The organism is Streptomyces sp. H27-H1 (assembly GCF_026627445.1).
In the GTDB taxonomy this organism is placed as follows: domain Bacteria; phylum Actinomycetota; class Actinomycetes; order Streptomycetales; family Streptomycetaceae; genus Streptomyces.
This window is the reverse complement of the sequence record NZ_JAPNLJ010000039.1, coordinates 20,826-45,467: the sequence shown is the minus strand read 5'-3', so window position 1 is coordinate 45,467 and position 24,642 is coordinate 20,826. Positions and strand designations below refer to the sequence as shown.

The following is a 24,642-nucleotide window of genomic DNA, read 5'->3' as shown; positions in this document are numbered from 1 at the left end:
CCTTTCGAGGTCAGAGCCCGCGCAGAACAGCGCAACCGCCGGGCGGCAGTTCGTGCGCGAGGGCATCGGTGAGCAGGTCGTGGGCGGGGACCGGCAGGGGCACGGCCTCGGCGTTGTGGTTGAGCAGGATCTGCCAGTGGCGGCCGTCGGGTGCGTGCCGGGTGACGGCTTCGACACCGGCCGGAAGGCCCGGCACGTCCGGTTCGACACCGGCCTCCTTCAGCAGGCGGCCGACCAGGACGCCGTAGTCGGCGGCGTCCAGGCGGGTCGAGAGGTACCAGCCCTGCCCGGTGCCGGAGCGGTGCCGGGTGAGGGCGGGGCTGCCCGTGAGCATGCCGTGGGTGTAGGTGGCGAGCGTCTGCGCGCCCTCGGTGCGCAGGGACTCGCTCCAGACCGTGCCGTGCGACCCGTCCGACAGGGTGATGCGTTCGTCCGTCCGCAGCGGCCGGTGCTCCTCGACGCGGATGCCCAGCGCCTCGCGCAGCGGGCCCGCGGGATAGCCGCCCAGCCGGGCGTGCACGCGGTCGTCGACGAATCCGCTCGCGTGCTGGACGAGGAGCGTGCCGCCGCCCTCGACGTAACGGCGCAGGTTCTCGGCGCCCTTGTCGGACAGCAGGAACAAGGACGGGGCAATGACCAGCCGGTAGCCGCTCAACTCGTGCTCCGGGTGCGCGAAGTCGGCCGTGACGCCGGCGTCCCACAGCGCCCGGTGCGCCTCGGCGAGCGGCGTGTGGTAGTCCAGCCGGGCGGAGGGCAGGCCGTCCGCCTCCAGCGCCCACATGGCGTCCGGGTCGTCGAGTACGGCGACCGGCGCGGTGACCGTGGATCCCGCCAGCTCGCCGAGCCGGGCGACCGCCTCGCCCGTCCGGGTGACCTCGCGGAAGATGCGGCTGTCGGGACCCGCGTGCGGCAGCATCGCCGAGTGCCAGGTCTCGGCACCCGCCCGGGACTGGCGCCACTGGAAGAAGAGGGCCCCCTCCGAACCGCGCGCGATGTGGCCGAGGCTGTGGCGCAGGATCTCGCCGGGCTCCTTGCCGAGTACCTGGTCGCCGTCGTAGACGGTGTTGGTGCCCTGTTCCATCAGCAGCCACGGGCGGCCGCCGGCCAGTGAGCGGGAGCGGTCGGCGTAGAAGGCTACGTGGGCTGCGGAGTCCGGGCCCGTCTCGGACGGGTACTGGTCGGAGGTGACGACGTCGAGTTCACGCGCGAAGGCCCACAGGTTGAGCCTGAGGTAGTAGGGCAGCATCAGGTTCGTCGTCACCGGGCGGTCGCTGTACGCGCGGATCGCGTCGCGCTGTTCGCAGTACGCGGCGATGATCTCGTCGCCCCAGAAGCGGTGGAAGTCCACCGTCTGGCCGGGGTTCTTGTGGTAATTCGTCGCGCGCGGCGGCAGCACCTGCTCCCAGGAGGTGTAGCGCTGGCTCCAGAAGGCCGTTCCCCAGGCCTCGTTGAGGGCGTCCAGCGAGCCGTGGCGGGCACGCAGCCACACCCGGAAAGCGGCGGCCGCGTGGTCGCACCAGCAGAGCGTGCCGTACTCGTTGTGCACGTGCCACAGCGCGAGGGCGGGGTGGTCGCCGTACCGCTCGGCGAGCGCGGAGGCGATCCGGCGGGCCGCGCTGCGGTAGGAGGGGGAGGCGAGGCAGTACGTGTCGCGGCTGCCGTGGACGAGGCGGGTGCCGTCGGCCCGGACCGTCAGCGCATCGGGATGGGCCAGGGTGAACCAGGGCGGCGGGGAAGCGGTCGGCGTGGCCAGGTCGACGGCCACGCCGTTCGCGTGCAGGCGGTCGATGTGGGCGTCGAGCCAGGTGAAGTCGTAACGCCCCTCCTCCGGTTCGAGCAGGGCCCACGAGAAGACGCCCACCGTGGCCAGGTTGACCCTGGCCCGGCTCATGAGCTCGTCGTCCTCCTTCCATACCGGCTCGTCCCACTGCTCGGGGTTGTAGTCCCCGCCGAAGGCCAGGCCACCCAGGCGGTCGGTGATGCTGCGAGTCGTCATGACGGTTCCTCGGGTACGGAGAATCGAGTCGTGCTCTGGCCAAGCGCCAGAGCCGAGGGAAGCAGCACGAGGCGACGGGCCTTCCTACGGCAATCGTCGAAGCGCTTCACTTCAGACGGCAAAAAGTAACGGACAAGTTTCGTGTTAAACAAGGGCCTCTACCGCGTGAACGACTTCTGCTGGACCATTCACGGCCCGTTAGGGCTGGTGAGGCGTCGAAGCGCTTCGACGCAGATGATTCAGATTCGGCTACAACCTCGGCGTGCGAGGGGTGCGCGAGGTGAACCCGGCGTTGGACATGCCGGACGGCGCGAGGTCCGCCGTACGGCCACGCGCCGATTTCACGTTGTCCCGGGACCGGAGCCCGGAAGGGGCTCCGGTCCCGGGAGCGTGGGTCATCCGGCGGTCAGAGCGGTCCACTTCTGGTTGGAGCCGCCGTGGCAGTCCCACAGGTGGAGCTGCGTGCCGTCGGTCGTGGAGAAGACCGGAACGTCGAGACAGCGGCCGGAGGCGGGGTTGCGGTAACCGCCGTTGTAGGGCTGCCAGATCTGGTTGGCGCCCCCGTGGCAGGCCCAGATCTGCACCTTGGTTCCGTTGGCGGTGCCCCCGCCGGCGGCGTCGAGGCATTTGCCCATGGAGCGCAGGGTGCCGCCGGTGTAGGCGGACCAGAGCTGGTTGGCGCCGCCGCCGCAGCCCCAGATCTGGACGGCGGTCCCGTCGGCCGAGTTGGCGCCACCGACATCCAGGCACTTGCCGGTGGTGCCGGACTCCACGCGTGCGGCGGCGGGGGCGGGGTTCCGCAGCCACCCGGCGCTGTCCGCGGCCTGGATGCCCCGGTGGAAGGCGCTTGCCATCTTCTGGTAGCCCGCGTCGTTGGGATGCAGGGCGTCGGCCAGGTCTGCGGTGGTCAGGCTGCTCATGTCCACGTACGAGACCCGCTTGCCCGCTGCCTGTGCCTCGCTCACGATCTGCGGGATGGCCTGGTTGTACGCGGCCCTGTACTGCTCCTCCGAGCCGCTGGTGGACACGACCAGGGACGCCACGAGGACGGTCGCGTCGGGGGCGGCGGCGGTGATCTGGTTGACCAGCGACTTCAGCCGCGCGGCGGCAGTGGTGGGCTGGTAGCCCCCGTTGAGGTCGTTGGTGCCGATCTCCAGCGTCACGACGTTGGGCCGGTAGCGCGTCAGCGAGGCGTCGGCGAGTGCGGCGATCTGGTCGATGCGGTATCCGGAGTGGCCTTCGTTGTCGGCGTCGGACATCGAACCGCCCCGCAACGTACCGACGAAGTCCAGCGGATGGCCGTCCCCGGCAAGCTTGTCCCACAACGGACCCCGGTAGCCGTTGCCCGTACTGCTCCCCACTCCCCAGGTGATCGAGTCGCCCAACGGCATGACCCGCAGGGGCATGGTCGAGGCGGCGGAGGCAGGGGTCACACCAACGGCTGCCACTCCGAGCGTGGCAGCGACAAGAGCGATGAGGGGAAGAAACCAAGGCTTTCTCATGCAGGCGTCCTCTTCTGTGAGTGATTGCTTCATCAAAGGGACCGAACGCCGTTCCGTCGGCGGTCCGGCCCGTGGGGGGAGCGTGCGTTTTCCGATGGTGGCCCGGGCGGTCAGCAGGAGGAGTTGGTCTGGGTGAGCGGGCCCATCCGCCAGGGCAGGTCGATGCAGCCGGCATCGGCCTTGGGGTCCATGCCCTGGTAGACGTACTGCAGCCGGCACGGATTGATGGCCCGCACGCCTCCCCGCCCCGGCCACGGGGGCTTCCATGCCTTGAGCGTGTCCTTCATCTGCCTCTCCTCGTTTCCGGGTGCGGGTAGCCGTCCGCGGGGGCGTGCCCCGAGGCGGGGTCAGCCGAGCTGAAGGTGGAGTCCGGGCGGACCTCGAACGTCCGCCGGGCAGGCCCGTGTCACAGGACGCCGTCGCTCTTGAACCGTTCCTTGGACCGTTCCTTGAACCGCGCCGTGTCCCGGGACGTGACGTCACACGGCGGCCGGAAGCCGCTGCGTCAGGCGGTGCCGCCAAGGCCGGCACCCCGGCTCCCTGGCATTCACAAGCGCCAGGGCGCCGACGAGGAATACGAGGAACAGCGTGAACGCATCTGCGAGCAAGGGCACTTGGCGACCCAGGACAGGATTCCTGATCGGTTGGAATCCGGTCGGCTCCGTCGCAGGACAGTAGGCATGCGGTATGCCCCCGTCAATAGGTACCCCAAGATAAATACATCCCATGACCAGGGGTGCGAGCCAGGAGGAGTCGACTCCCAACTCCTGCTGTACCAGGGATGTCTGTCCCACCTATGGACAGAATCCCCTCGGTGCCCCACTAATACATCCCATGTTCGTGGATCGTGCGGTGCTGTGGCCGTCCATGAGCCGGTCGCTTTCGCGCTGTCGTCCCGCAGGGGAGGGATTCGCCCGAGGGCAGGTATCGCCTCGCCGTACCTCCACGAGGTCCCACAGGGCTGCCGGGGCGCCCTGCAGCAGTTCACTACGAATGCAGAGAGATGGTGTGCAAATGACCTTCAGTGCGTGGCGGTCGGGGCGGGGGAGGCGTGCGGGGGTGTTGGCCGCGGTGACCGGTTTGATGGTGGGGCTTTTGACGGGACTTGGCGCGGTCGGGACGGCTCAGGCGGCGAGTGTGGATACGAGTGCGTGGTACGTGCTGGTGAACCGTGGCAGCGGTAAGGCGCTGGACGTGTCGGGAGGGAGCACCGCCGACGGGGCGGCCCTGTCGCAGTGGACTCGTCATGACGGGGGCAACCAGCGGTTTCAGTTCGTCGACTCGGGTGGCGGCTACTACCGGTTGAAGGCGCAGCACTCGGGCAAGGTGCTGGACGTCTCCGGGTTTTCCACCGCGGACCATGCCCCGATCGTGCAGTGGAGTAATGCGGGTGGCGTCAACCAGCAGTTCCGGGCGGCGGATTCCCCGGACGGTCATGTCCGGTTGATCAACCGGAACAGTGGCAAGGCCGTCGAGGTCCAGAACGCTTCCACCGTGGACGGTGCCAAGGTCGTGCAGTTCACCGACTGGGGCGGGGCCAACCAGCAGTGGAAACTCGTCCGCGTGTCGGGAGTGACGGCGCAGGTGCACACCGCGGGACGGGTCAAGGACGCCGGGAACACGGTGCAGTACAGCTGGCCCGGCGTGTACTTCGAGGGCCGCGTCAGGGGCACCGGCGTGGGGATCGTGCTCAACGACTCGGCGGCCGATTACGACGTCCAGGTCGACGGAGCCACTGTCGCCACGCTCGTCACGCCCGGCAACACCACGCACTGGGTCAACGGGCTGCAGGACCGGGAGCACGCCGTCCGCCTCGTCAAGCGCAACGACAGCCCGGGGGACACCAGTACGTTCGGGGGCTTCCTGGCCGCGCCCGGCGGGGCCGTACTGGGCAAACCGACGGCCCGCAGCCGTCAGATCGAGTTCATCGGCGACTCCCTCACGGTGGGCTACGGCAACCTCTCGACCTCCCGCACCTGCACCTCGGACCAGCTCAAGCGGAGCACCAACTCCGATGTGAGCTACGGCGCCCTCACCGCCCGGCAACTGAATTCCGACTACCAGATCAACGGCTATTCGGGCCTCGGCATGGTGCGCAACTACAACGGAGGCTCGTCGGACGTCACGTACCGGACCTTCTACGACCGCGCCCTGCTGAGCGTGTCCGGCGACGTCTGGCAGAACCCGGGCACCTGGCGCCCTCAGCTCGTGGTGGTCAACCTCGGCACCAACGACTTCTCGACCGCCGTGAACCCCGGTGAGCCGTGGACGCCCGAAAGCCTCGCGGCCGGCTACCGCAGCGCCTACGGCGACTTCCTCCAGAAGCTGCGTACGCGCTACGGGACGGGGACGACCGTCGTGGCAGTCGGCGCGGGCCAGTACGCCGACCACGTCCAGCAGGTGGTCAAGGCGCGCAACGATGCCGGCGACAGCGGGGTCCGCTACTGGCCCCTCGACGAATCGGGCCTGGACTACCTCGGCTGCGACTGGCACTACTCGGCCCACGACGACCGGCTCATCGCCGACCGGCTCAGCTCGTTCGTCGCCGGTCTCCCCATGGGCTGGTGACGGTACCGGCCGGACAAGAGCACCACGGAAGCCCGCGAGCCCGGCCCGATCCACACGACATCCACAGCACTAGGGGAGGGTCTGCGCGCACCAGATGGTCTTGCCGCTGGTGGTCTGCCGGGTGCCCCAGCCCTGAGTGAGCTGGGCGACGAGCAGCAGGCCCCGGCCGCCCTCGTCGAAGGCGCGGGCCCGGCGTAGGTGCGGAGCGGTGTTGCTCGCGTCGGAGACCTCGCAGATCAGGGAAGCATCGCGGATCAGCCGCAGCCTGATCGGCGGCTCGCCGTACCTGATGGCGTTGGTGACCAGCTCGCTGACGACCAGTTCGGTGACGAACGACGCCTCCTCCAGACCCCAGGCGTCCACCTGGTCGACGGCGAACTTCCTGATGAGCGGCACCTGCGAGGGGTCGGGTTCGACGTCCCAGTCGGCGACGTGGTGGGGGTCCAGCGCATGGGTGCGGGCCAGTAGCAGGGCGGCGTCGTCGGTGCGGCGTTCGGGGAGCATGGCGTCCAGCACCGTGTCGCACAGGGCCTCGAGTGAGGGGGCCGAGTGGTCCAGGACCCGCTGCAGTTCGGCGATCCCCTGGTCGATGTCGCGCTCACGGCCTTCCACCAGGCCGTCGGTGTAGAGGGCGAGCAGGCTCCCCTCGGGCAGCTCGAGCTCGGTGGCCTCGAAAGGCAGCCCACCGAGGCCGAGCGGCGGTCCCGGCTGTGCGAGTACCGGGGTCATGGCACCGTCCGGGGAGATGACCAGCGGCAGCGGATGGCCTGCGCTCGCCAGCGTGAAGCGGCGCGCGACCGGGTCGTAGACCGCGTACAGGCAGGTCGCCCCGAACTCGCCGGTCGCCTCGAAGTCGCCGGCGGGCTGAAGGTCGCCGGACAGGTGGATGACCAGGTCGTCCAGATGGGTCAGCAGCTCGTCCGGAGGGAGGTCGACGTCGGCGAGGGTGCGGACCGCCGTCCGCAGCCGGCCCATGCTGGCCGAGGCGTGCAGGCCGTGGCCTACGACGTCGCCGACGACCAGGGCGACCCGGGCGCCGGACAGCGGAATGACGTCGAACCAGTCACCGCCCACTTCCGCGCCGGCCCCGGCGGGCAGGTAGCGGGACGCCACCTCGATCGCCTCCTGGCTCGGCAGCCGCTGGGGCAGCAGGCTGCGCTGCAGGGTCAGCGCCGTGGTGCGCTCACGCGCATACCGGCGGGCGTTGTCGACGGCGACGGCCGCCTTGGCGGTCAGCTCTTCGGCGAGGATCAGGTCGTCGGCGGTGAATGCTTCGGGCCGGTCGCGGCGGGAGAAGGCGACGACACCGAGCAGCGCGCCGCGCGCCCGGAGCGGCACGGTGATCTGGCCGGTCAGTCCGTCCGCGGCGATGGTCCCGTCGATCACAGGGTTGCCCGGGGGCCAGTGGGCCGGGTCGGCGGCGAGCCCGGGTCCGAAGGCCCATTCGCCGCCCTGACCCGGATCGGCGGCGAGTTCGACCGTGGACCTGCCGGTCACCATGCAGCGGGCGGCGACGGAACCGGGGGCGTGGCTGATGGCCGTCGTCGGCCGGGCCGCCCGGCCGGTGTCCAGCTTCGCGCTGTGCTCGGCGGCACGGCAGAGCGTGATGGTCTCGCCGGGGGCGAACGCGGACGCGGAGGGCGGTTCCTCTCCGCGCAGCACCTCCTCGAAGAGATCGACGCTGACGTGGTCGGCAAATCCCGGCACAGGGGCCCTGGCCAGCTCCTGGGCGGTGCCGATCACGTCGAGAGTCCGGCCGATGCCGCTGCCGGCCTCGTTGAGGATGAGCAGGCGTTGCCGGGCCCAGTACTCGGCGCTCATGTCGAATCCCCAGTTGGCGACGGCACGGACCCTGCCCTCGGCGTCCCGGACGGGCCACATGCTGGTGGCCCAGGCGTTGGCGTAGTTGCTGCCGAGCGGGCGGAAGACGGTGATGAGACGCGCGGGCTCGCCCGTCCTCGCCACCTCGGAGAGCCGGCCGGTGTAGGCCATGTCGTCGAGTTCGGGGAACAGCTCGCGGTACTTCTCACCGAGCACCTGCTCCTCGGAGTGCGCCATCACCCGGCACGCGGAGGCGTTGACCCACAGGAACCGCAGCTCAGGGTCATAGACGCCCAGAGCGAAGGGGCACTGCTCGAAGGCCCGGTCGGCGATCACGGGGCGGCGCCCCCACGGCTGGGCGGTCACCACGTGGCCCAGCGCACGGCCGTCCGCGCCGCGCAGCGGTTGAACCGTCAGCACGGCGTCCACCGTGGAACCGTTCCGATGGCGCAGCGGGACGACGCCCGTGGAGCCGGAGCCGACGCCGTGGCTCCCGGGGAAGCCGGGTGGGGGATCGGCCAGCAGGCCGGTGACGGGCCGCCCCACGGTCTCCTGCGCCGTCCAGCCCAGGAGCAGCCGCCCGCCCTCGCTCCAGCCGCTCACCACGCCGGCCGGGTCGACCGTGACGGAGGCGGTCGGGGCATCCCGCTTCGCAGCCATCTCCACGCGCCACGCCTCCGTCCGGACAGCGGTGCTCGCCAGGAACAGTGCCCAGCGGCTCGTTTCCAGCCTAGATCCGCACCGACCGGTCCGCCGCCCTCGTCGCGGGCCGTACCGGACGATCAGCGGTGAGTGACGGACGCGCCGCCCGGGGGCTCCCGGAATCCGGCCGACCCGCACGGACATGTCACCTACTTCCCCCCCTCAGTCCCCCCGTTCCGCGACGCCCAAAGCTTTAACTACACCGTGTACTGGCGGATCGACAGTCGTAGGTAGGTCAACTACCGGGTCACACCGGTGCCTTGACGGACCGTCTGACGGCTGGCTTGAATGGGAGCGCTCCCACTCCTGCCCCCACCCCCCAAGGAAGGCTCCACCCGTGCCTCCTGTCACCCCCGCCCCCGCCCGTCGTGTGCCGCGTCGCGCGGCCGCCGTGCTCGCCGGCTTCGCGCTGGCCGTCGGCGCCGTGTCCACGACCGCCCTGACCGTTCCGGTCGCGGCAGCCGCCACGGTGGCCGCCGCTGCCGACACACCCGTCCGGGTCAACCAGCTCGGCTACCTGCCCGACGGCCCCAAGCGGGCCACCGTGGTCAGCTCCGCGACGGCCCCGCTCGCCTGGCAGCTGCGCGACGCCTCCGGCACGGTTGCTGCCTCGGGCACCACCACGGTGCGCGGCGCCGACCAGGCGTCCGGCCAGTCCACGCACCTGGTGGACTTCGGCGCGTACACCGGCACCGGCACCGGCTACACCCTGGGCGTCGGCGGCCAGACCAGCCACCCCTTCGACATCTCCGCGTCGTTGTACGACGGACTGCGCGCCGACAGCATGTCGTTCTTCTACCAGCAGCGCAGCGGAACCGCGATCGACGCGGCCCTGGCGGGCGGCAGTGCCTACGCCCGCCCCGCCGGGCACCTGGGCATCGCTCCGAACAAGGGCGACACCAGCGTCCCCTGTCAGGCCGGGGTGTGCGACTACCAACAGGACGTGCGCGGCGGCTGGTACGACGCGGGCGACCACGGCAAGTACGTGGTCAACGGCGGCATCTCCGTCTGGGAAATGGTCAACTCCTATGAGCGGGCCCGCCGTTCGGGCGGCGACGCGGCTCTCGGCGACGCGACGCTGCGGGTGCCGGAGCGTGGCAACGGGACGCCGGACGTGCTGGACGAGGCCCGGTGGGAGCTGGAGTTCCTGCTGCGGATGCAGGTCCCGGCCGGGAAGCCGATGGCCGGGATGGCCTTCCACAAGATGCACGACGCCAAGTGGACCGCTCTGCCGACGCGTCCCGAACTCGACGCGGAACAGCGTGAGTTGCACAAGCCGTCGACCGCGGCGACGCTGAATCTGGCGGCCTCGGCAGCGCAGTGTGCCCGGGTGTACGCGCCGTACGACGCTGCGTTCGCCGCGCGCTGCCTGGACGCGTCCCGCCGCGCCTGGACGGCTGCCAAGGGCAACCCGAACGTGCTCGCCCCGGCGACCGACAACACCGGCGGCGGTGCGTACGAGGATGCCGACGTCTCCGACGAGTTCTACTGGGCAGCGGCGGAACTCCTGGCCACCACCGGTGAGTCGCAGTACCGGGACGCCGTCACCTCCTCCGCGCACCACACCAAGCCCGTCGACGGGTTCTGGTGGGGAGGTACCGCGACGCTCGGCCGGATCACTCTCGCCACCGGCGTCGGCGTGGCCCTGCCCGCCGCCGACACGGCCCGGCTGCGGGGACTGCTGACCTCGGCCGCCGACGGCCACCTGTCCACCATGGCCGGACAGGGCTACGCGGTGCCACTGGCCACCACCGGATACGTGTGGGGCTCCAACAGCGCCGTCACCAACAACGCGATGGTGCTGGCCGTTGCCTACGAGCTCACCGGTCAGCAACGCTACCGAGCCGGAGCAGTGGAGTCCCTGGACTACCTGCTGGGCCGGAACGCGCTCGGCCTCTCCTACGTCACCGGCTACGGCGATCGCTACTCCGAGAACCAGCACCACAGGTTCTGGGCGCACCAGAACGACGCCTCGCTGCCGCACCCGCCGGCCGGTTCCTTCGCGGGCGGGCCGAACGCGGGGCTGGAGGACCCGGTGGCCAAGGAGAAGCTCGCCGGCTGCGCGCCGGCGGCGTGCTACGTGGATGACATCGGCTCGTACGCCACCAACGAGGTGGCCATCAACTGGAACGCCTCGCTGGCTTGGCTTGCGGCCTTCGCGGCCGAGCGGCGCGGCGCCCCGGCGGTGCCCGCGGTCCAGGTGTCACCGGCGGTGCTGACGGTCCCGGAGGGCGGTTCGGCGCCGGTGGGCGTGCGGCTCTCGGCCGCGCCCGCGCAGAACGTCACGCTGACGGTGGCCCGCAACTCCGGCGACCAGGACCTGTCGGCAGCCGCGACCCTGGTGTTCACCCCGGCCAACTGGGCCACGACGCAGCAGGTTTCGGTCTTCGCCGCGCAGGATGCCGACGCGCTGCCGGGTAGCGCGACGTTCACGGTCGGTGGTTCCGGCGTGCAGCCGGCGACGCTCACGGCGACGGAGGCGGACGACGACGCGCCGGCGGCCGCCTGCACGGTGGCGTACCGGATCGACAACGCCTGGGACAACGGCTTCACCGCGACGGTGACCGTGAGGAACACCGGAACGTCGGCGGTCTCCGGGTGGACCCTCGGCTGGAGCTTCGCGGGTGATCAGCGGATCAGCAGCGCCTGGAACGCCACGGTGAGCCAGTCGGGCAGCACGGTCACCGCCCGGGACTCCGGGTGGAACGGTACGGTGGCGCCCGGCGGCAGCGTGAGCTTCGGCTTCCAGGCGACGTATTCGGGTACCAACGCGGTCCCGGCGCGCTACACGCTCAACGGTGCACTCTGCTCCTGAACGATCAGCACGCCCTGTCCGCCCGCCGACTGACCAGGCACGCAGCGGCCCGCCGCACCAGGAACCCTGGTGCGGCGGGCCACTCGGCCGTCTCAGCTCCGCAGTAGGGGAGTCAGGACGAACGCGAAGTCCGCCGAAGCGAGTTCGAGCCGGTACTGAGGCAGGACACCGGGTCCCACGGCGCCGCTGCCGAGGCCCTGGACGGCATGGTCGGTGTGGAGGTGGATCACCGGGCCCGGGACGAGATCGGTGTGGTGGCGTGCGGCGTCGAGCTGTCGGTCGGTCCAGCGGCGCGCGGCGAAATGGAACGGCTCCTCACCCCCGACGCGCAGCCCGTTCCCTGCTCCGTCGGTGAAGGTGGCCCAGCGTACGTCCGCACGGTTGCCGTTCTCCTGGGGGCGCACGTAGGGCGTCTGCAGCTCCTCCACGGTCGCGCGGAAACGTCCGACGCGCACTGCCTGACGCGAGTCGGGGTAGGCCTCCCCCGGGCCCGTACCGAACCACTCCACCCGGGACCAGTCGGCGGGAACCTCCCCAGGCGAGTCCGAGGCGGGCCAGTGAGCGGGACCTGTTCCTGCGGACCAGCTCCTCATGTTCCTCCGGCGGGAGCGCCGGGTCCACCATGGTGTCGTGGAAGTCGTCGCTCCGCTCCGGCCAGTGGCCGACGGGTTCGGCACGCACCCGCAGGCGCAGGCTGTCACCGCCGCTGTCCCAGCGGTAGGTGGTGAGGTAGCCGGAGTTGCCCGCGGCGGCGGCACTGCGGACGACGACGGCCATGCCGTGTGCGTCAGGGGTGACGGAGACGGTGCGCTGGCGCAGTCGGTCCAGCCCGCGGTCCTTCCAGTAGGCGGCGTCGCGCTGGGACCAGCCGCGGTCGTTGTCGGTGGGGGCGCGCCACAGATTCAGCCGTGGCCCGCGCAGGGGAAGTCCGCCGATGCCGAGCAGAGCTCCGGTGGTCCGGTCGAAGCGGCCGGGGCCGAGCAGGATGTGCTCGCCCTCGCTACGGGCCGGCCCCGGCGGGCCGGCCGGCCGGCGGCGACCCGTCGAGGAGAGCTGGAGCTGCCCCCAGGCGACCACGTGACCTTCGGGGGCCCAGTCCGCGGGCTTGCCCAGCTCCGCCTGGACGGTGAGCCAGAGCTCGCCCCCGTCGTCCTGCCCGCCCGGAGGGTCCAGCCGGGGCAGCGGCAGCCGTCCGTGCTCCCCGGCGGCGAGCTCCGGTGTGGGCAGTACGCCGTGGGCCAGCTCGACCCCTTCGCGGGCCAGCGACCAGGTGAACCGCAGATGGGACAGGTCCAGCACCTCATAGCGGTCTCCACCGCGAGGGTGTCCGCTTCCGGGCCGGGGCCGATCCGGACGGGGGCGATCACCTTCGCGTACTCCAGGAGACCGGGGGAGGGGGTGCGGTCGGGTAGGACCAGGCCGTCGCAGATGAAGTTGCCGTCGTGCAGGTCCTCGCCGAAGTCGCCGCCGTAGCCGAAGAACTCGCGCCCCTGGGCGTCACGGGTGCGCAGCCCCTGGTCCATCCACTCCCAGACGTAGCCACCCTGGACCCGCGGGTACTCGCCGCACAGCCGCAGGTACTCGGTGAGCCCGCCGGGCCCGTTCCCCATGGCGTGGGCGAACTCGGTGAGGAGGAAGGGCTTGCGGTTGCGCACGTCGTCCGCCGGGTCGCCGGAGCCGGCGCGGGCCGGGTAGGAGACCTCGCCCGGCAGTAGCTCTCCCCGGCCGATCCGGGCGACGGCGGCGGGCGGGCGGTACATCTCGCCGTGTACGTCGGTGTACTCGCCGAGCCGGTCGCCCTCGTAGTGGATCGGCCGGGACGGGTCGCGCCGCCGGACCCATTGGGCCATGGCCCGCAGGTTGCGTCCGTCCCCGGCCTCGTTGCCCAGCGACCACAGGATGACGCTCGGGTGGTTCTTGTCCCGTTCCACGGTCCGCTCGATGCGGTCCAGGTAGGCGTCGCGCCAGCGGGGATCGTCGGAGGGGTTGCGCTGCCAGCGCTCCGGGTCGGCGTGCTCGAAGCCGTGGGTCTCCAGGTCGCATTCGACCATGACCCACAGGCCGAGCTCGTCGCACAGGTCGAGGAACGCGGGGTGCGGCGGGTAGTGCGCGGTGCGCACGGCGTTGATGTTGTGCTGCTTCATCAACTCCACGTCGCGGCGCATGGTTCCGAGCGAGAGCGCACGGCCGTGGTCGGGGTCGAACTCGTGCCGGTTCACCCCGTGCAGCACCACCCGGCGGCCGTTCGCCCGGAGTACTCCGGCCTCGTCGACGGCGATGCTGCGGAATCCCACCCGGATCCGGACCCGCTCGGCGGCGGTGGCCAGGTACGCGGTGTAGAGCTGAGGATCCTCCGCGCTCCAGGGCCGTACCTCCGGGAAGGCGAACTCGGCTCCGGCCGGCTGGTCGTGGATCCCGAGGGCCGGGATGTCGATCCGCACCGGCGCGTCGGCGTCGGCCTCCACGCGGAGCCGGCCCGCGCCGGTGTCCGCGTCGTAGCCGGCGTGTACGAAGACGTCCCGGATGCCGCCCGCGGGGCGGGCCAGCAGGGACACGTCGCGGAAGATGCCCGACAGGCGCCAGGTGTCCTGGTCCTCGAGGTAGGTGCCGGCGGAGAACTGGTGCACCCGGACCGCCAGCACGTTGCGGCCGGGCCGCAGCAGCCCGGTCACGTCGAACTCGGTCGGCAGGCGGCTGCCGTAGGTGACGCCCAGCTCGCGGCCGCCCAGCCAGACCCGGGCGCACGAGTCCACGCCCTCGAAGCGCAGCACGGCCGGCGTGTCCGCCCAGGTGCCGGGCAGGTCGAAGATCCGGCGGTAGTCCCCGGTCTCGTTCTCGTCCGGGACGAAGGGAGGGTCGACCGGTATCGGGTAGGCGATGTTGACGTAGACGGGCCGACCGTGGCCCCTCAGCTGCCAGTGCGAGGGGACGCGAAGGGTGTCCCAGGAGCTGTCGTCGAAGTCCGGGGCTTCGAATCCGTCCGGTTCCGGGCGCAGGGCAGGTGAGAACCGGAACGCCCAGTCCCCGTTGAGGTCGATTTTGGGGGCATCGGAGTCCAGGGCCGCGCGCGGTGCGGCCCTGCCGTGGCCGGGTGCGTAGTCCTCGAAATAGCGGGCGGACATGCGGAAACCTCCGGCGGTCGCAGGTGATGCGGGCGACCGTACTATCGAAGGTGTCTTGCGGGAAGCGCGTCATGCGCACCGCCGCCGGACCTGGGGGGACGGCGACGGAGTGGAGCCAGGATCATCCTGGCTCCACTCACCTGGTGCGGGTATGTCACTGGAACTGTGCGAAGAACCTCCAGATCTCCGTCTTGGTCCAGGTCGCGACGCCGCTCTCGTTGGGGGAGCCGTCGACCGGACCGGGCAGGTGGCCGCCGTCGAACGCGGCCCACTGGACCGGGTACCCGGCGCGGCAGCCCGAGTAGGTGGTGGTGATGTGCGTGCGGCTGCCCGGCGCGGGCTCGCGCGGGCTCTGGGGAGTGCAGCCGTTGTTGCTGACGAACCTGTCGCGCAGGGACCGTCCTTGCGCGATGCCGAGGACGGAGTCGCTGACGCCGTGGATTCCGAAGTAGGCGATGGGCCGGGTGCCGTCACTGCACCCGCTGATCTGTGCGCCGGAAATGACCGCGACAGCCCTGAAGACGTTCGCCCGGGTGCATGCGAGTGCGTAGCTCATACCGCCGCCCCAGCTGAAACCCGTGGCGAAACGCTGCGCCGTGTTGACGCAGAGGCCGCCCTCGATTCGCCGGATCATGTCGTCGACGAAGGTGATGTCCTCACCGCCCGAATTGGCCCAGCCGTTGCCGAGACCCTGGGGCGCGACGAGGATCGCGCTGTTGCTCGACTGTTCCTGTTGGCCGTAGTAGGACCAGGCGTTTCCGCTCGTTCCGCCCGAAGCGACTTCGCCGGCGGTTCCGCCCCGCCAGTGGAACGCGAATATCAGGCGGTAGGGCCGGCTGCTGGTGTAGTCGTCGGGAATTCTGAGAATGAAGCTGCGGCTCTTGCCGCTGCTCTGAATCGTGTGCGTACCGCTTGCCAGGGTCGGGGCGCTGCCGCATCCGCCGCCTCCGGACGACAGCTTGACCATCTGCCATTGCTGGTTGGCGCCGCCCCAGTCGGTGTACTGGACGACGTTGCCGCCGTCGGCGGTGGAGCCGCCCTGCACCTCGACGGCCTTGCCGCTGTTGCGGTTGATCAGCCGGACGTGGCCGGAGTCGGAGTCCGCCAGGCGGAACTGCTGGTTGGACCCGTTGCCGTCGGCCCACTGCGCGATCGCGGCGCCATCGGAGGTCGAGGCGCCGCTCACGTCGAGGACCTTGCCCGAATGCCGCGCCTTGAGCCGGTAGAAGCCGCCGCCGGAGTCCACGAACTGCCACTGCTGGTTGGCTCCGTCGCTGCGCGTCCACTGGCTGACCCGCGCGCCGTCGGCGGTGGACACGCCATAGACGTCCAGTGCCTTGCCGCTGTTGCGGTTCACCAGGACGTACCAGGCATTGCCGTCCACCGTCGCCGCCTCGGCGGGCGCCGGATGCACCGCGACGAGCATGCCGATCGCAAGGGTCGCCGCCACTACGGCGGCCAACCGGGACCACCAGCGGTTTCGGTGTGGAGGAGCGGGGGAAGTCGCGCCGTAGGTCTTCATCGGCTCACCCCTTCACCGCGGCAGGTCACGTGCGGGTCCAGCGTTGGTTGCTGCCGTTCGAGCAGGAGTAGAGCTGGATCTGGGTGCCGTTGGCGGTGCCGTTGCCGGTGGCGTCGAGGCAGAGTCCGGACTGGACTCCGACGATGGATCCATCGGAGTTGAGGCGCCACTTCTGGTTGTCGCCACCCCAGCAGCTGTAGATCTGGACCTTGGTCCCGTTGCCGGTGCCGGCGGCGTCCAGGCACTTGTCGCCGTAGACCCTGAGCTCGCCTCCGGCCGTGTACGACCACTGCTGGTTGGTGCGGTTGTTGCAGTCCCACAGGTTGACCTGGGTGCCGTCGGTGGTGCTGGCACCGGGCACGTCCAGGCAGCGGCCCGAAGCGACGCCCTTGATCTGTCCGGAACCGGGCGTGGGCGTCGGAGTGGGGGAGCCGGCGTTGAGTGCGTTGAGGACGGAGGAGTAGGCGGCCTTCTTGCTGCCGTCGCCGTTGAACAGCAGCGGCGAGTGCTCCGGTCGCCAGGAGTCGGTGTCGCGCACTCCCCAGACGGTGATGCCGAGGCAGCGCGGGACGGCCAGGCAGTCGTTGGTCACGTTGGCGTAGGTCGTGCCCGAAGCGCCCTGGATGTCGAGTTCGGTGATGGCGACATCGACGCCGAGGGCGGCGAAGCTCTGCAGGGTGGTGCGGAAGTTGCTGTTGTAGGGACTGTCGCTGTTGAAGTGGGACTGGAAGCCGACGCAGTCGATCGGCACGCCGCGCTGCTTGAAGTCCCGGACCATGGTGTACACGGCCTGGGTTTTGGCCCAGGTCCAGTTCTCGACGTTGTAGTCGTTGTAGCAGAGCTTGGCGGCCGGGTCGGCGGCACGCGCGGTGCGGAAGGCGACCTCGATCCAGTCGTTGCCGGTGCGCTGGAGGTTGGAGTCGCGCCGGGCCCCCGAAGTACCGTCCTGGAAGGCCTCGTTCACGACGTCCCACTGGCCGATCTTGCCCTTGTAGTGGGCCATCACGCCGTTGATGTGGTTGGTCATCGCCTGGCGCAGCGTGCTGCCGCTGAGGCTCTGCATCCAGCCGGGCTGCTGGGAGTGCCAGGCCAGGGTGTGGCCGCGCACCTGTTTGCCGTTCTGCACCGCCCAGTTGTAGACGCGGTCACCGGCGGTGAAGTTGAACTGGCCCCGCTGGGGTTCGGTGGCGTCGATCTTCATCTCGTTCTCGGCCGTCACGGAGTTGAACTCGCGTCCAGCGATCGTCGTGTACGCCGAGTCGCCCAGCCTGCCCGAGGCGATGGCGGTGCCGAAGTAACGGCCGCTCTGCGCCGCCGCGCTGCCGAGCGTGCTCTCGGCGGCGTGTGAGGTCAGCGGCGCCACCAGCGCGACGGCCGAACCGAGGACGCCGACGACCAGGGCCGTATACAGGCCGCCGATCTTCCGGCGGACGGTGGGTGGGGGAATGGCATGTGAGCCCATGAATTGGCCTCCAGAAAGAAGTCACGGAAGGATTGGAGCGCGGCAGAGTGAATCCGCGTGAACGACGCCCGCGTCCATTGAGAAAGGGCGCTCACCACCAGGGCGTAAAGATCCGAGGACGGCACCCAGAACCCGGACATAGACGGGCCGCACCGCCTCGGGCATCAGTCTGGAAACCCCGCCGAAACAAGTCAAGACTTTCGAAAGAATTTCGAGAATTCGCCCCATTGGAGTGACCTGGTAGCCCCTTTAAATTGAGCGATCCTCATCGAAAGTATTTCGATGAGGATCGCTCAGTGGGATGTCGCCGAAAGCTCAGGCCACATCAGATATTTCCCCGCCTCGGTCAGCGCAGGACGGTGTTGAACTCCAGTGCCGGGTTGGCGTTCCGGACGAGGGACTTGGCCTGCTCAGGCCACCACACGCCGGCCGCGGGATCGACGATGCCGTACTCCGGGTCGATGGTGCCGCCCGGGATGCCGCGGTTGCACTGGCCGTCGGACTGGCCGACGGTCTTGATCCACAGATAGGCGTCGACGAGCGGGACGCCGGTGTTCGCGGTCGGCCGGTCGCCGATGCCGCGACCGGGCGCGTTGCACCAGGTTTGCGGGTCGCCGCTGTACTTGCCCGCGGGCGGGGTCCAGGCGCCCCGGCCGTTGCGGCTCGTGTCGACGACCAGGTGGGTGAGCTCCTGCGCGGGCGGGGTACCGACGTTCTGCTGGAACCAGCGGTCGGTCCAGTGCCAAGTGGACGGGTCGTCCACGTCTACGGAGTGTCCAGGCTGCCCGTCGTTCGGTGCTGCGGGGGAGTAGTACTGGCTCGCGCACCAGTCGGCGTGCCCCCTGGCCCAGTCCGGGCCCTTGGTGGCGAACCACAGGCACTGGGAGACCCAGGTGCCGTAGTGGGTGGACAGGTCGGTGGCCAGATAGTTGGAGACGTTCAGCGAGAAGCCCTGGGTACGGGTGACACCGGCCTGGAGGAGCCGTTGCGCGATGTCGCCGACGCTGCGCCAGTGGCTGTTGCCGGCGTCGAGGTAGACGACGCTGTTCGGCTGCTGCCCCAGCACGTCGATCGCGTGGTTGAGGTCGGCGAAGCGTCCGGTGGTGATCGCGCCGGTGGGGTCGCTGCCGGGACCGCAGTCGGAGGGGAGGTTGGCCAGCCCGTCCGGTTCGAGGATGACGACGGCCTTGCTACGGCCGAGCCCCCGGGCGAAGGCGCTGATCCAGGCCTGGTACTCGGCGTCCGACTGCGCACCCCCGGAGGAGTACTGGGAGCAGTCGCGCAGCGGGATGTTGTAGGCCACCAGGGCGGGAACCGTCCGGGTTCGTTCGGCGCGGCGCACCAGGTCGCGTACGCGGGATTCGACCTGCTCCGGGGTGCCGTCGGTGAACCAGACGGCCTCCGGCCAACTGGCCAGCTTCGCCATGGACTTGGCGCCCTCGAAGTCTCCGCGGACGAGGTCGGTGACGGCCTGGTGGGCCGCGTCGCTGCCGGGATCGACGGAGAAGCGGGTGTTCGTGGGAAGCGTGTGGGAGGCCGGCGCGGAGCTCGCCTCGGCTGAGGCCGGGGCGACGGCGCCGAGGAGCAGCGTGAGTGCGCTCGCTGCCAGGACTAATCGGTGCAGGGGGATGCCCATGGAGGTCCTTCGGTGCGGTGTTGGGGTCGCGGGCCCGGGCGTCGGGCCGCGTGGGGGTCGGCCCGGCGCCAGGGCCCGGCCTGCGGTGAGGGAAGGGCTCAGTAGCCGTAGACCATCTTGTAGGCGACCTCCGGCAGGAACTGTCCGGCCGAGGAGCCCGACCCGACGCCGCAGTTGCCGTCGGACTCACCGGGGATCTTGATCCACAGCAGCATCTCGGCACCGCCGCCGCGCTGACTGGGAGTACCGATCCGGCGGCCGGCGGGGTTGCACCACTGGCCGTTGGAACCGCTGCCGTTGCGGCTGGTGTCGACGACGAACGGCTTGGTGTAGCCGTAGGAGCTCAGGGCGGAGTTGACCGCGTTGCCGTAGGAGGTGTTCTGGTCGGTGGCGAAGTAGTTGGAGACGTTCAGTGCGAAGCCGCGTGCTCCGCTGACACCGGCGGCGGCGAGCTGCCGTGCCATGGTCGAGGCGTCGATCCAGCCGGGGTTCCCGGCGTCGAGGTAGACCCAGACATTGGGTGCCTTGGCCTTGAACTGGGCGATGGCGTTCTTCAGCATGGCGTTGCGCTCGGCGATCTGGCCGGCCGTCATGCAGCTCTCGTGGCCGAGCGCGTCGGGTTCGAGGACGACCACGGCCGGGCGGCTGCCGATGCCACTGGCGAAGGCGGCGATCCAGGCGTCGTACGCGGCGCGGCTCCCCGCGCCACCGCCGGAGTGACCGGCGCAGATGTCCCGGTTGGGGATGTTGTACGCGACCAGGATCGGCAGCTTGTCGTAGGCGTCCGCGCGGCCGACGTAGGCGCCGGTGGCCGCGGCGATGTCGCCGCTCCAGTTGCCGAACCAGCGGGCAGCCGGGGTGTTGGCGATGGACGTCCGGATCGCCGCCGCCCGCCCGTCGCCGGGGTTCGCGTTGGTCCATCGCAGGGCGGAGTTGTCGGGGTCGGCGTAGAAGCCGCTGGTCATGGTGGTCGGGTCGGCGGCGTGCGCCGGGCCGGCGTTGATCACGGCGAGGCCGGCGGCGAGGATACCGGCCAGCAGGGCGGATGCGGCTCGGACGGGCTTGCGCATGGTTCTTCCTCCGGTGGGGTGGGGAAGTGGAAGCGCTTCCAGTTTTGATGGGGGCCGGACAGCGCTGATGGGATGATTGGGTCGGCCGCCAGGGCGTGTCAAGAGGTTGAACGCAGAAGTACCGCAGTGACCGGTAGGGCGCGACAGCTTGGAAGCGCTACCAAATCGAACCAAGGGCATCACCGACGTCCAGGTCTGAAGTCGGAACGGTGCATGGAATCATGGCCGCTGTTCGCCGACCGCGTGAGCCCGAGGAGCAGTTCTTCCATGGAGCCGTCACCCAAGCGCATGCCGACCCTCGACGAGGTGGCCGCACGAGCCGGTGTGTCGCGCACGGCGGCCTCCCGGGTGATCAACAACGCCCCGCACGTCAGCCGCGCCAAGCGGGAGGCGGTCCAACGGGCGGTGCGCGAGCTGGATTTCGTGCCCAATCCGTCCGCGCAGGCCCTGGCGACCCGCAGGGTCGGAGCGGTGGTGCTGGCGCTCTCCAGCGACGAGCCGGGGCTGTTCGCGGACCCGTTCTTCGCGGAGGTCATCGTCGGCGTCAGCGCGGCGCTGGAGCAGACCGAACTGGAACTGATCCTGCTGCTGGCCAACACCCCCCGCGGCCGGGAGAGGTTCGAGCGGTTGCTGCGCTCCCGCCGGGCCGACGGTGTCATGCTGATGGCGCTGCGTGGCGACGATCCCCTGGGACGCCTGGGCGAGGAGGTCGATCTCCCCGTCGTCTTCGGCGGACTCCCGCTCATCGGGGAGCCCACGTGGTACGTCGACGCCGACAACCGGGGCGGTGCCCGCCTGGCCGCCGAGCACTTCGCGCGCACGGGCCGCCGACGCCCCGTGATGATCACCGGGCAGGTGGACACCAGGGCCTCCGTCGCGCGCGAGCAGGGGTTCACCGACGGTCTGACGTTGTCCGGCTTGCCGCTGCTCGGGATCGAGCCCGGGCAGTTCACCGAGGAGGGGGGCGCCGAGGCGATGGAGCGACTACTCCGGGCGCACACCGATCCCGACGCGGTGTTCGCGGCCTCCGACGCGATGGCCATCGGCGCTCTGCGCACCCTGCGGGAACGGGGGCTCCGGGTGCCCGAGGACGTCGCGGTGATCGGCTTCAACGACCTGGCGAGCGCCCGGCACACCAGCCCGCCGCTGACCACGGTCCATCAGCCGGTGCGGGCGCTGGGGCAGGAGATGGCCAGGATGCTGGTCAGCGCCATCGAAGGCCACCGTCCCAGCCCGCTGATCCTCCCGACCCGCCTGACCGTGCGCGAGTCCGCCCCCGGTCTGCCCGCGTCGGCCTGATCGGCGGTCGCTTCCGGCAGGGTCGGCCCGATCTGACGTGAGCGCCTCCCACTCGATTTCCCGTCGCCGCGAGCGGCCTGTGGCGATCGGGGGACTCGGCGCGGGGTCAGATGAATCGCCACAGGTGGTCGTTGGTGCCGTTGTCGTCCCAGAGGACGGTCTGTGCTCCCTGGGCGGTGGAGGCGCCGGAGACGCCGAGGACGCGGCCGCTGTTGGCGCACTGGATCCTGAAGGTGTCGCCGCCGCCGTGGCGCAGGCGCCACCGGTGGTCGGCGGTGCCGTTGTCCGCCCACTGGACGATCCGGGCGCCGTTGGCGGTGCCACCGTTCTCCACGGCGAGGACCTTGCCGCTGTGGGAGTTGCGCAGGCGCAGGTGGCCGCCGGTGTCGACGACGGCCGTCCAGAGATGGTCGGCGGTGCCGTTGTCGTCCCACTGGACGGCGAGGCCGCCGTCGGCGGTGGACATGTCCCGCACACCGAGTACCCGCCCGCTGGCGACGTTCTGGATGCGCCTGGCGCCGTCGGGGACGAACTGCCACTGGCCGGCGGGGGCTCCGGTGTCGGGCACCTGTACGGCCGCGGCGCCGTTGGCGGTGGCGCCGCCTTCGATGCCGAGCAGCTTGCCGGTGTGGACGTTCCGAAGCTTGTGGTAGCCGTTGCCGGCGTCGACGACGGTCCACCGGTGGTCGGCGGTGCCTGTGTCGGCCCACTGGAGGATCGGGGCGTTGTCGGCGGTGGACATGTCCTTCACGCCGAGGACCTTGCCGCTGTTGAGGTTGCGCAGCCGCAGTGCGGTGCCGTCGACGAGGAGGAGCCAGTCGTGGTCTGCGGTGCCGGAGTCGGTCCACTGCAGAGCGAGGCCCCCGTCGGCGGTGGACATGTCCCGGATGCCGAGGACGAGTCCGCTGGCCGCGTTGACGAGACGGAAGCCGGGACTGTCGGTCCGCCAGTAGACGGTGTAGTTGAAACCCTGGGCGTCGTGGAAGGGGGCGAGGCCGACCTTCGTTCCGTTGGCGGTGGCCGTGAAGGCGAGGGCGGTGCTGCTGGTTCGGGTGATCGAGGAGGGGTCCAGGGCCGGGAGGGAGGACAGTGTGGTGCTGCCGTAGTCGCCGGCGAGGATGGCGGGGCCGTAGGTGATCGCCGCGACACCGGGGTTGTCGTTGGCGGCCTGGAGGGCCACGCGCATGGGGAGCTTCACGGTGACGGTATCGCCGGAGGCCCAGGACCGGGTGAGCGTGGCGTAGGTGCCCGGACTGGCCGTGACGGTCTGGGCGACGCCGTTGACGCTGAGGGTGGCGCCCGAAGTCCATCCGGGGATGCGGACGCGCATGGACCAGGTCCCGCCGACGCCGCCGGTGACCTTGAGCGTCGTGGTGTCGTCGGCCGGGTAGGAGGTGGTCTGGGTGACGGTGATGCCTCGCTGGGTCCAGTTCAGGACGGAGGGGAGGAACAGGTTCACGGTGAGGGTGGTGCTGCCGTCGTGGAAGTAGATGGAGTCCATCAGCTTTGTGTTGGACTCGATGCCCGTTCCCTGGCAGCACCAGAACGTGTCGTAGTCGGTGCTCCAGGTGCCGCCGCCCCACGCCGGGCCCTTGCCGCGGCGGCCGCCCGGGTTGAGGGGGGTGAAGTAGGTGACGTGCCCGTGCGGGTCGGCCGGGTTCTGGGCGCCGATGACGTGGTTGAGCAGCGCCTTCTCGTAGAAGTCGAAGTACGACGCCCGGCCGGGGTCCAGCTGCCACAGTTCTCGGGTCAGCTTGAGCATGTTGTAGGAGTTGCAGAGCTCGCAGGTGTCGGGGACCAGGAAGCCGGAGATGGCGTTCGGGGACCGGAAGTGTTCCGCCTGGCTGTTACCGCCGATGGCGTAGGTGTGCGAGGTGGTGCAGATCGTCCACGCGTTGGCGGCGATGTCGCGGTAGCGGGTCGTCCCGGTGGCCTTGTACTCGCGGACGGCTCCGATCCACTTGGGCACCTGCGTGTTGGCGTGGAGACCGTTCAGTCGGTCCAGGTTCGCGGCGAGGGGGTCGAAGACCGCCGCATGGTCGAACCGCTGGGCGGTGGTCAGCCAGCGTGCGTCGCCGGTCTGTTGGTGGAGGTCGGCCAGCACCTCGTTCATGCCGCCGAACTCGACGCCCAGCAACGACTGCATCTTGCTCTGGCTGAGCGCGGCCGTGCGCCGGTCGACCCAGCCGGCGAGCGCGAGGAGCACATCGCGGGCCTGAGTGTTGCCGATGAGGCGCCACACGTCGAGCAGACCGGCCATGGTCTTGTGGACGCAGTAGTACGGGACGTTGCCGTTGTTCAGCGTGCCTGCTTCGAGGCTGGTGAAGTCGGCCTCGGGGAAGCCCGACAGGTAGCCGGCGGAGAAGCCCGCGGTGGAGTTGTTGGCCTGGCACTTGGCGAGTTCGGCCACCATGCGGTCGGCCTTGTCGCGGCAGGTGGTGTCCCCGACCGCGGCGTAGGCCTGGGCCCATGCCGTGAGGAAGTGGCCCTGCACGTGGGTGCGGAAGGGGAACGCCGGGTCGTCCCATCCTCCGGTCGGGGCTGCGGCGTTGGTGGAGAGCCGGTGGTTGGCGCGGAAGTTGTACAGCAGGCGGTCGACGTCGATGAAGCGGAGATAGGCCAGGGTGCGGTTCTGATTGTCGAGCCAGCGGCTGCTGGTGAGCTGGACCTGACCCAGGTCGAACGGGAACGTCGACACTCCGACGTCGGACCTGACCGGGGGCGTCTCCGCCGCGGCGGAGACGGTGTTCAGTACGGGGCCGACGGCCGCGGCTACGGCCGCGACGCCGGTCGCCTTGATCATGGCGCGGCGACTGAAGGGCGGAACCGGCATGGCGAACTCCATGGTCCGTGAGAGATGAGGGTGCGCGCCCAAGGACTGTCGGGCTTCGACCGGCGGCTGCGAGGTCGGTGCGGCCGCCTGCTGCGCACGAGTGTTAACGCTCACAGTTGACGTGTCAATACCTTCGACGGGCGGTGCCGACAAGGCTGTCCCGCGCACCGCGCAGCTGCACCGGGCGATCGATCCGCTCCGGCGGCGTGCATCGCGGCCACGTACACCGAGGTCAATGGGGTCGGCTGGGTGGGACGTGAGGTGCGAGCGGCCAGGTGGCGGAAGCTGACCGCC

Annotated in this window: 13 protein-coding genes and 2 pseudogenes; 3 read left to right on the top strand and 12 right to left on the bottom strand. The window is 70.4% G+C overall.

Annotated elements, in window-relative coordinates; genetic code table 11:
- Window positions 1-10 precede the first annotated feature (10 nt).
- The 3 genes from OTB20_RS31790 to OTB20_RS31780 all read right to left on the bottom strand — a co-directional run bounded on the left by OTB20_RS31790 (window position 11) and on the right by OTB20_RS31780 (window position 3,785).
- Complete coding sequence (locus OTB20_RS31790; protein WP_267822824.1) at window positions 11-1,996, bottom strand: beta-galactosidase; 1,986 nt, start codon at window positions 1,994-1,996, stop codon at window positions 11-13.
- Window positions 1,997-2,391: 395 nt separating this feature from the next.
- Complete coding sequence (locus OTB20_RS31785) at window positions 2,392-3,498, bottom strand: ricin-type beta-trefoil lectin domain protein (protein WP_267822822.1); 1,107 nt, start codon at window positions 3,496-3,498, stop codon at window positions 2,392-2,394.
- Between the two features lie 110 nt (window positions 3,499-3,608).
- Window positions 3,609-3,785 carry a hypothetical protein gene (locus OTB20_RS31780; protein WP_267822821.1) on the bottom strand — a complete coding sequence of 59 codons (177 nt, stop codon included), beginning with the start codon at window positions 3,783-3,785 and terminating at the stop codon, window positions 3,609-3,611.
- A 796-nt stretch (window positions 3,786-4,581) separates the two neighbouring features.
- Between OTB20_RS31780 and OTB20_RS31775 the strand changes: the two genes are divergently transcribed.
- A complete protein-coding gene (locus OTB20_RS31775; protein ID WP_267822877.1) occupies window positions 4,582-6,066 on the top strand; it encodes an RICIN domain-containing protein in 1,485 nt (494 codons plus the stop codon).
- Between the two features lie 69 nt (window positions 6,067-6,135).
- Here OTB20_RS31775 and OTB20_RS31770 read toward each other — a convergent pair whose 3' ends face one another.
- Window positions 6,136-8,547 (bottom strand): SpoIIE family protein phosphatase, encoded by a 2,412-nt coding sequence (locus OTB20_RS31770; protein ID WP_267822875.1) that lies wholly within the window; start codon window positions 8,545-8,547, stop codon window positions 6,136-6,138.
- A 379-nt stretch (window positions 8,548-8,926) separates the two neighbouring features.
- Between OTB20_RS31770 and OTB20_RS31765 the strand changes: the two genes are divergently transcribed.
- The gene (locus tag OTB20_RS31765) at window positions 8,927-11,404 is read left to right on the top strand and encodes a glycoside hydrolase family 9 protein (RefSeq protein WP_267822819.1); all 2,478 of its coding nucleotides are present in this window, start codon (window positions 8,927-8,929) and stop codon (window positions 11,402-11,404) included.
- Between the two features lie 92 nt (window positions 11,405-11,496).
- Here the strand turns inward: OTB20_RS31765 and OTB20_RS42575 are convergent, their stop codons facing one another.
- The 7 genes and pseudogenes from OTB20_RS42575 to OTB20_RS31740 form a co-directional block, all read right to left on the bottom strand.
- Window positions 11,497-11,997, bottom strand: a complete 501-nt coding sequence (locus OTB20_RS42575; protein ID WP_324290437.1) for a beta-galactosidase small subunit — start codon at window positions 11,995-11,997, stop codon at window positions 11,497-11,499.
- Window positions 11,998-12,142: 145 nt separating this feature from the next.
- A pseudogene (locus OTB20_RS42570) lies at window positions 12,143-12,703 on the bottom strand (beta-galactosidase domain 4-containing protein); the annotation flags it as partial.
- 110 nt (window positions 12,704-12,813) lie between these two features.
- A pseudogene (locus tag OTB20_RS42565) lies at window positions 12,814-14,526 on the bottom strand (glycoside hydrolase family 2 TIM barrel-domain containing protein); the annotation flags it as partial.
- 154 nt (window positions 14,527-14,680) lie between these two features.
- On the bottom strand, window positions 14,681-15,952 hold the full coding sequence (locus OTB20_RS31755) for an RICIN domain-containing protein (RefSeq protein WP_267822873.1): 1,272 nt from the start codon (window positions 15,950-15,952) through the stop codon (window positions 14,681-14,683).
- Between the two features lie 121 nt (window positions 15,953-16,073).
- Window positions 16,074-17,510, bottom strand: coding sequence for an endo-1,4-beta-xylanase (locus OTB20_RS31750; RefSeq protein WP_267822816.1), 1,437 nt, complete (start codon window positions 17,508-17,510; stop codon window positions 16,074-16,076).
- Between the two features lie 346 nt (window positions 17,511-17,856).
- Complete coding sequence (locus OTB20_RS31745) at window positions 17,857-19,146, bottom strand: glycoside hydrolase family 6 protein (protein ID WP_267822814.1); 1,290 nt, start codon at window positions 19,144-19,146, stop codon at window positions 17,857-17,859.
- A gap of 98 nt (window positions 19,147-19,244) precedes the next feature.
- Complete coding sequence (locus OTB20_RS31740; protein ID WP_267822812.1) at window positions 19,245-20,216, bottom strand: glycoside hydrolase family 6 protein; 972 nt, start codon at window positions 20,214-20,216, stop codon at window positions 19,245-19,247.
- 267 nt (window positions 20,217-20,483) lie between these two features.
- Here OTB20_RS31740 and OTB20_RS31735 point away from each other — a divergent pair, with 267 nt between their 5' ends.
- Window positions 20,484-21,515, top strand: a complete 1,032-nt coding sequence (locus OTB20_RS31735) for a LacI family DNA-binding transcriptional regulator (protein ID WP_267822810.1) — start codon at window positions 20,484-20,486, stop codon at window positions 21,513-21,515.
- A 106-nt stretch (window positions 21,516-21,621) separates the two neighbouring features.
- Here the strand turns inward: OTB20_RS31735 and OTB20_RS31730 are convergent, their stop codons facing one another.
- Window positions 21,622-24,348, bottom strand: a complete 2,727-nt coding sequence (locus tag OTB20_RS31730; RefSeq protein WP_420716529.1) for a beta-L-arabinofuranosidase domain-containing protein — start codon at window positions 24,346-24,348, stop codon at window positions 21,622-21,624.
- Between the last annotated feature and the right edge of the window lie 294 nt (window positions 24,349-24,642).

Bases quoted from the DNA above. Each gene is read 5' to 3' on its own strand.
- OTB20_RS31790 (WP_267822824.1), bottom strand. From the start codon at position 1,996: ATGACGACTCGCAGCATCACCGACCGCCTGGGTGGCCTGGCCTTCGGC.
- OTB20_RS31785 (WP_267822822.1), bottom strand. From the start codon at position 3,498: ATGAGAAAGCCTTGGTTTCTTCCCCTCATCGCTCTTGTCGCTGCCACG.
- OTB20_RS31780 (WP_267822821.1), bottom strand. From the start codon at position 3,785: ATGAAGGACACGCTCAAGGCATGGAAGCCCCCGTGGCCGGGGCGGGGA.
- OTB20_RS31775 (WP_267822877.1), top strand. From the start codon at position 4,582: ATGGTGGGGCTTTTGACGGGACTTGGCGCGGTCGGGACGGCTCAGGCG.
- OTB20_RS31770 (WP_267822875.1), bottom strand. From the start codon at position 8,547: ATGGCTGCGAAGCGGGATGCCCCGACCGCCTCCGTCACGGTCGACCCG.
- OTB20_RS42575 (WP_324290437.1), bottom strand. From the start codon at position 11,997: ATGAGGAGCTGGTCCGCAGGAACAGGTCCCGCTCACTGGCCCGCCTCG.
- OTB20_RS31755 (WP_267822873.1), bottom strand. From the start codon at position 15,952: ATGCTCGTCGCGGTGCATCCGGCGCCCGCCGAGGCGGCGACGGTGGAC.
- OTB20_RS31750 (WP_267822816.1), bottom strand. From the start codon at position 17,510: ATGGGCTCACATGCCATTCCCCCACCCACCGTCCGCCGGAAGATCGGC.
- OTB20_RS31745 (WP_267822814.1), bottom strand. From the start codon at position 19,146: ATGGGCATCCCCCTGCACCGATTAGTCCTGGCAGCGAGCGCACTCACG.
- OTB20_RS31740 (WP_267822812.1), bottom strand. From the start codon at position 20,216: ATGCGCAAGCCCGTCCGAGCCGCATCCGCCCTGCTGGCCGGTATCCTC.
- OTB20_RS31735 (WP_267822810.1), top strand. From the start codon at position 20,484: ATGGAGCCGTCACCCAAGCGCATGCCGACCCTCGACGAGGTGGCCGCA.
- OTB20_RS31730 (WP_420716529.1), bottom strand. From the start codon at position 24,348: ATGCCGGTTCCGCCCTTCAGTCGCCGCGCCATGATCAAGGCGACCGGC.